The 7,055-nt window shown below is 59.7% G+C and carries 8 protein-coding genes and 1 pseudogene; 3 read left to right on the forward strand and 6 right to left on the reverse strand.

What is annotated here, in order from left to right; all coding sequences use genetic code 11:
• On the reverse strand, positions 1–239 hold a 239-nt coding region (locus CAPSK01_RS09835), incomplete at its 3' end, for a hypothetical protein (protein ID WP_273703439.1).
• A 92-nt stretch (positions 240–331) separates the two neighbouring features.
• Here CAPSK01_RS09835 and CAPSK01_RS09840 point away from each other — a divergent pair.
• Positions 332–547: pseudogene (locus CAPSK01_RS09840) on the forward strand (transposase); the annotation flags it as partial.
• 319 nt (positions 548–866) lie between these two features.
• A complete protein-coding gene (locus tag CAPSK01_RS09845) occupies positions 867–1,484 on the forward strand; it encodes a hemolysin III family protein (RefSeq protein ID WP_034925803.1) in 618 nt (205 codons plus the stop codon).
• Between the two features lie 52 nt (positions 1,485–1,536).
• Here CAPSK01_RS09845 and CAPSK01_RS09850 read toward each other — a convergent pair whose 3' ends face one another.
• The 5 genes from CAPSK01_RS09850 to CAPSK01_RS22570 form a co-directional block, all read right to left on the reverse strand.
• Entirely contained in the window at positions 1,537–2,463 is a 927-nt protein-coding gene (locus tag CAPSK01_RS09850; protein ID WP_273703440.1) for an SCO family protein, read from the reverse strand.
• A complete protein-coding gene (gene cyoE, locus CAPSK01_RS09855; protein WP_034925807.1) occupies positions 2,441–3,331 on the reverse strand; it encodes a heme o synthase in 891 nt (296 codons plus the stop codon). Before cyoE ends, CAPSK01_RS09850 begins: the two co-directional genes overlap by 23 nt.
• Positions 3,332–3,469: 138 nt before the next feature.
• Positions 3,470–5,164: a cbb3-type cytochrome c oxidase subunit I gene (locus tag CAPSK01_RS09860; RefSeq protein ID WP_034925809.1), complete on the reverse strand. Its 1,695-nt coding sequence runs from the start codon at positions 5,162–5,164 to the stop codon at positions 3,470–3,472.
• Positions 5,165–5,178: 14 nt separating this feature from the next.
• A complete protein-coding gene (locus tag CAPSK01_RS09865) occupies positions 5,179–5,718 on the reverse strand; it encodes a cytochrome c oxidase subunit II (RefSeq protein WP_034925811.1) in 540 nt (179 codons plus the stop codon).
• A 30-nt stretch (positions 5,719–5,748) separates the two neighbouring features.
• Positions 5,749–5,898 (reverse strand): hypothetical protein, encoded by a 150-nt coding sequence (locus CAPSK01_RS22570; protein ID WP_171047387.1) that lies wholly within the window; start codon positions 5,896–5,898, stop codon positions 5,749–5,751.
• Positions 5,899–6,197: 299 nt separating this feature from the next.
• Here CAPSK01_RS22570 and CAPSK01_RS09870 point away from each other — a divergent pair.
• Positions 6,198–7,055: COX15/CtaA family protein (locus CAPSK01_RS09870; protein ID WP_034925813.1), on the forward strand; the 858-nt coding region annotated here is incomplete at its 3' end.

Here is a 7,055-nt window from a genome sequence, read left to right on the forward strand (position 1 = left end):
ATGCTTTCGTGCTCGCTGCCGCAATAGTTCTCCAGGTCGACGGCGAGGTAAGCCCCAGCAGCAGCAAGCTTGACGATGCGTGGCGCGCAGTTCTCGCCTTCGGCTTCGCGCCGGATACTGACCAGAATCTCATTCAGCCAGCTGAGGCCCTCCGCAGCCATCTTGGCGGGACCAAGAACATCCTCAGGGTGTTGGCCGAAAGCTTCCTTGACGGCGGTGATCAGATCTTCGGTTTTCATGGGCGCCCCCCCATCTGCTCGAAAAGTGAGCTTCCCCCGAAATTTCGTCTTCCCAGGGTGACGTAAAATTTAGTCACTTTGGAAGCGAAGAAATGAAGATACCGAAACCGGTATTCACGCCGGAGTTCAGGGACCGGGCGGTAAAGCGGGTGAAGGCAGGCGAGACCGCTGGTGTGGTTGCCAAGGAATTGGGGCTGGTCGAGCAGACCTTGCGCAACTGGGTGAAGGCAGCGGCGAGGGGCAACCCAAACGAAGCGGGCAGCCGGACGGTGACGCCAGAAGAGATGGAACTGTCGCGGCTGCGAGCTGGTTCAACAGCTTCAAGAATGAGCGGGTGCATGGCGTACGTCATGCCAGCCATGCCGCCCTGAAGGCCACCAGCTTTGAGTACATCGAGGTTTTCTACAATCGGAAACCAGCATGCGAGTCTGGGCTATGTGTCGCCTGTTCAGTTCATGGAAGAGTGGCTCAGCAGGCAGGATCAGGAAAAACAGGTAGCATGAACCCCACCCTTTCGAAGACGAAAAACCGAGGGAACCTCATCTGCCGCTGCATCGATTTTCCAGCCGCTTTCAACAGCTCAGAATCATTCGCGCAATAGAGACAAATCCTGCGGGGGAATTCCATATGTACTACGGGGAAAAATTCAACGCCTGGACACATCTGGTCGGGGCCATTCTGGCGGTCGCTGGGACGGCCGTGCTAGTGGTCCTGGCAGCACAGAGCGGCGATGCGTGGAAGATTGTCAGCATCTCGATTTACGGCGCGACGCTGGTGTTGCTCTACAGCTTTTCGGCGCTCTACCACAGCTTTCGTGGACGTGCCAAGGACATCTTGCGCAAGCTGGACCACCAGAGTATCTATTTGCTCATTGCCGGCAGTTACACCCCGTTCTGCCTGGTCACCTTGCGCGGTCCCTGGGGCTGGTCTCTGCTGGCCGTCGTCTGGGGGCTGGCGCTGCTCGGTGGTGTACAGGAACTGCGCATGCGCAGCGAAGCCCGCATCCTGTCACTGGTGATCTACATCGTGATGGGCTGGGCGGTAGTGGTGGCGCTGGTGCCGCTGTTGCAGGCGCTGGGGGTGGCCGGCTTCACTTGGGTGGCGGCGGGTGGCGTGTTCTACACCAGCGGGATCGCCTTCTATGTACTCGACACCCGCCTCCGGCATGCGCATGGTGTCTGGCACCTGTTCGTGATGGCCGGCAGCGCGGCCCATTACTTTGCGGTCCTGTTTTACGTTCTTTGATTGGCGAGCGAGGGACAGTCGGTGAGGCGCCTGGACCGGTTCAGGCTGAAGTTCAGGGCGTTTTTATCGGGTTGCGACGCCGGTTCTTCCAGAAATTGATCGACAGATGGATCATGAAGCCGACAAAGGTGAGGAAGCCGGCGATCTGGAAATACATCGAGTAGTTGGTCCGGTATCTGCCGGTCACGGGATCGTAGATCGAGCAGAGGATTCTGACGCGCTGCATGATTTCATTGAGTGTGCCGACCTCGGGCGGGATCGCCGAGTGCGCGATCAGAAGCTTGAGCGGTTCGGCGATGTCCTCGGCGGTGAACGTCTCGCCATAGACCTGGCGAACGATCTTGCCGTCGGAATCGACCAGGGTCACCTGGTTGAGGTGGTCGAAGCCGGCCGCGGTGGCCACAAAGCTGAAGCCGAAATTGCGTGTCAACTCGCCGACGATCGCCGGGGCAGGGCTCAGGAATTCCCAGTTGGGCAGACGGATGCCGTATTGTCTGGCGAAGTCCCGCAAAGCGGCCGGCGAGTCGAAGGGCTGATTGAAACCGATGCTGATCATGTTGAAGCGGTCGGCGCCCATCACGCTGACCGTATTCTCGACGGCTTTCTGCAGGTTGCGGGTGGTCGTCGGACAGACCTGGAAGCAGGCGGTGTAGATGAAGTTGACCAGCAGCGGCTTGCCTCGATAGCGCGACAGTTCAACCGGTCGCCCTTGGCGATCGAGGAGTACGAAGTCTCCGACCGCTTTGCCGATTGCGCTTTGCGAGAGTTCGAAAGCCGCTTTTTCGTCCAGGGCGGTGAGCACCAGGCTGCTGTTGATCCCTTGTGGGCGAGCGGTGAGCTTGGGCTTTTCGGGTGTTGCGTCGTCGGCGAGCAGCGGTGGTGCTGCGAGCAGGAGGAGAAACACGAGTAGCAGTGCGCGCGCAAACTGGCCATTCACCGGGGTGGGCCGTACAAAATCAGAAACCGGATTGCGTGTCAAGGATGGCACCGAACAGGACCAGGGTCAGCTGGATCAGTGATGCATGAAAGCAGATCATCGCCGACTTGCGGCAGGGGTCGCGAGTCAGGCGCCAGGCTTTCTGAATGAACAGGAAGCCACCGGCAAAGGCGCCGACGAAGTAGATCATGCCAAGCCCGAAGGCCAGGGGCAACAGGCTGGCTGCGACCAGCGCCAGGGTACTGAAGAAGATTGTGTTTGCTGCTTGCTGGTCGCCGACGACGACTGGCAGCATCGGCACTCCGGCGGCGGCGTAGTCGTCACGGAATGCGATCGCCAGACTCCAGAAATGCGGCGGTGTCCATAGAAAGAGAACCAGTGCCAGCGTTAGCGGGATGGCGCCGGGCTGTGGGTCGGCTGCGGTCGCGCCAGCGAGCACCGCCCAGCTCCCGGCCAGCCCGCCGAAGACGATGTTCAGCCAGGTGCGCCGCTTCAGCCACACAGTGTAAACGACGGCGTAGAAGAAAGCGCCGAGGAAGACAAACAGTGCTGACCAGGCATTCAAGGCGACCCAGGCGGCACCGACCGAGAGCGTCATCAGGGCGGCAATGACCAGTAGCCAGACCGGTCCGTGCCGAAGTTCGCCAGTGACGAAGGGCCGCTTGCAGGTTCGCGACATCAGCAGGTCGCTGTCATGTTCGTAATACTGGTTGAAGGCTCCGGCGCTGGCTGAGGAAATCAGCACCGACAAGGTCAGCACGAGTAACTGCAGCAGGCTCAGGCTGGGTCCGGAGCTGACCGCCAGACCAGCGAGGGCGGTAAAGGTGATGACGACGCCGATGCGCAGCTTGAACACGCCGAGAATGGCACGGAGGGGAGAGGTGCTTTTCGATGCGCGGGCGGATGGCATGGGTGGTCGATAGCGGTAGCAGTCAAGGTAATGATCGGGTGGCCTGGGAGGTGTGCGGACCGGCTTGAATCGGACCTGTCGTAGCCAGGACCGATTGAGGCAGGCCCCCACGCCGAGGGCGTGGGGGGAGGTGCCAGATCAGCTGAGCAGCCAGACTTCGGAAAGGTACTTCCAGTTGACGAAGTAGTAAAGGACGAAGCAGACAAACAGCAACAGGGCCAGGACGACGGTTCCGGGAACCGGGACGTGGTCGCTACCATGTGCAACAGCGGAAGCTGCCTGAGTGCTCGACGGGATCGGCGTTGGCCGGTCGGAAACCTTGCCGCCGTCGAGTTTCTTGCCGAACAGCAGCGAACCGACGACGAGCAGAATCCACAGCCCGCCGCCAATCACGGCGATGACGCCGAAGATCCCGGTCAGACCCATCATCAGGTAGGCGGCACCTGGCCATTCGTACTGGAACGGTGCGCCGGAGAAGGCCATGTCCCAGTGCCGGCGGGAGACGCCGAGCGTACCGGCACCCATCATCACCAGGCCGAGCACCGACATGCTGATGCCGAACAGGTAGGGCTGGATCTGGCACAGTTTGGGGAGAATCATTTCGCGCCGGAAGAGGACCGGTACCAGCAGGTAGGTGATCGCCATGAAGGCCAGTGTCGTGCCGGTGACGACCGTGGTGTGGAAGTGGCCCGGGACATAGAAGGTATTGTGCATCAGCATGTTGATCTGCTCGGTACCAAGCACCACCCCCGAGATGCCGCCGAGGAAACCGAAGCTGACCAGCGAGATGAACATGCCGGAGAACACCGGATTTCCCCAGGGCGCCTTGCGCAGCCATTCGAACAGGCCGTTGGTGTAACCCTTGCGCCGCTGTGCCGCTTCGATCGCACCAGGAACCGTGAAGCCGTGGATCATCGAGGCCATCACCGCGAAGTACATGAAGTAGGAAGTGTTCAACACTTTCCACTCGGCGCTCATGCCGGGATCGGAGAGCAGGTGGTGCGCACTGGCGAGTTGCAGGAAAAGGATGTAGAGCAGGAAGGCAAAGCGCGATACTTTCTCGGACAAGGGCTTGGCGCCGAAGATCACGGCGGCGGTCAGGTACCAGACGGAGACGTGCGCGGCAACGTTGATCTGCTGCGAAGAGTGCCCCAGACCCCACCACACCATGCGGTACAACTGCGCGTCGATTTCCTTGATCAGTCCGACCGACCACAAGAAGGTCGGCAGCAGGATGCCGGCGCCGGCGAGGATCGTGAAGGTGGCGATGATCGCTGCGGTCAGCGCGCCAAAAGTCACCAGCGGCAGCGAGCCCTGATAGGTCTTGTCCTTCTTGGCGACGACCAGCGTGCCGAAGAAGACGGCGACGCCGAGCAGTGCGCCGACGGCGACCAGGATGATCCCCAGGTAGAAGTGGGGAGCAGCCTGCATCGGCACATAGGAGGTGAACATCACGCTCGATTCGCCCTCGAAGATCGCGACATTGGTCATGATGCCGCCGATGACCATCAGCCAGAAACCGAGCCAGGCGATCTGCGGCGTGGCCAGTCGACATCTCAGCAGTGTCGATGAGGCGAAGTACAGAACCGCCATTTCGAAGAACAGGATCCACAGGATCAGCATGTCGATGCCGTGCGCAGTGAGGATCAGGTAGAACTGGTCGGCCGGCAGCAGCTTGATCGCCGGCCAGCGGGTGAGGATCACCAGCAGCGCCGTGATGCCGCCGACGAGCAGCCAGAGAACGCCGACGACGGCGTTCCAGCGCATCAGCTTCTCGGCCTGGTCCTCGAACTGGAGTCCGGAAATGGGACAGGTACGGTAGGTCGTTGCCATCTATTCTTTCCCCCTTATTTCACGTAGATACGGCCGAGCATCGCGTGGTGACCGATGCCGCAGTATTCATTGCAGACGATGGCGTAAGTGCCTTCCTTGGTCGGCGTCATCTTGACGACGTGCTCGTAACCCGGAATGACCTGGATGTTGATATTGACGGGCTGCAGCGAAAAGCCATGGTTGTAATCCATCGACGAGAGGTGGATCTTGTAGGTCTGCCCCTTTTCCAGTTCGAGAATCGGATACCATGCCCACAGGCGGGCGATCAGGTAACCGTCACCGCCAGCCGGCACCTTGACCACAGGAATGTTCTGGTCGGTCTCGGTACGGATGGTGTTTTCGGCGATGAACTTTTCGGCCTTGGCAGCAAACATTTCGGGGCTGGTCTTGTAGGCCTCGTTGGAGAGGTTCTGCTTCCCGTAGACGTGCCAGTAGATCATCATCACGAACATGACCATCCCCCAGACGAAGGCGATCGCGATCCACGCCCATTCGACCTTGTCGATGGGTTGCTTCCACCAGAGCCGTTCCGACGGCGGCAGAATTGCACTCATATTTGTTTCTCCCTGATGTGAATGGCCGACCTACCGGGCAACCGGTGTGTTCATGATGTCGATGATGCCCCACAGGATATAGAGCAAACCGGGTGAGGCCACGCCGAGAAACAGCAGCAGGAAGTGGTTGTCCAGCAGCTTCTGCATGAACGGAACGTCATCATCGTTGTTGACGGCCATATTTATATCCTCCATCAATGATTTGCGCTTGTAGCGGCTGGTAAGTTGCGGATAAGGTCGAATTTCTTGGGCCTTCCGGGCACAATTGACCGCAGGATACCTGCAGCCGGGCGGCCATTGATTTGATACACGTCAAGAACCGGGGAAACCCGATGATGGTCGGCAAAGCCAGCAGCCATCAGCATTGCATGGTTTGGGCGGCGACCAATGGTCGCAATCGTCGCAATCGCCGCAAGGCTTGGGGAGCGTCGCAAAGAGCATATAATCCGTGGCTTCGCTTTTTACCCCGGTGATCTGTCATGGATAAGGTTGCTCGCCGACAAGTTGCACTCTGGCTGCTGATTTGCAGTGCCATGGTCTTCGCCATTCTGGTGGTCGGTGGCGTCACACGTCTGACCCATTCGGGCCTGTCGATCGTCGAGTGGCAGCCGATTGTCGGTGTCATCCCGCCGCTCAATCCGGCGGAATGGGACGAGACCTTCGAGAAATACAAGAAAACCCCTGAATATCAGAAGGTCAACCACCAGATGACGCTCGCAGAGTTCAAGAGCATTTTCTATTGGGAATACTGGCACCGCGTTCTCGGACGCCTGATCGGGTTGGTTTTCCTGCTGCCATTCATCTACTTTTTGTTGCGGCGCCGGATCGCGCCGTCGCTGGTCCCGAGGCTGCTGGGGATGTTCGTGCTCGGGGGGTTACAGGGAGCGATGGGCTGGTACATGGTCAAGAGCGGCCTGGTCGACGACCCGCGCGTCAGTCACTATCGGCTGACCGCGCATCTGTCGCTGGCCTTCCTGATTTTCCTGGCGATGTTCTGGGTGGCGCTGGGCCTGCTCAGCGAGCGCAGCCGGGGCAGCCGCGACGTTGCGCTGCAGGGGCTGCAGCGGACCGGCTTCTGGTTGACGGTCCTGGTTGGCTACATGGTCATTACCGGCGGCTTTGTCGCTGGCATTCGTGCCGGCAAGGCCTACAACAGCTTTCCCCTGATGAACGGGCATGTGTTGCCGCCGGAAAGCTTCGTCATCGATCCCTGGTATCTGAATTTCTTCAACAATATGGCGCTGGTCCAGTTTGACCATCGTCTGGGCGCCTGGCTGCTGGCCTTTCTGGTGCCGTGGTTCTGGTGGAAGATCAGGAACGCGGTCGTGTCTTCTACG

Origin of the sequence: Candidatus Accumulibacter vicinus, assembly GCF_000584955.1 — a bacterium.
GTDB lineage: Bacteria > Pseudomonadota > Gammaproteobacteria > Burkholderiales > Rhodocyclaceae > Accumulibacter > Accumulibacter vicinus.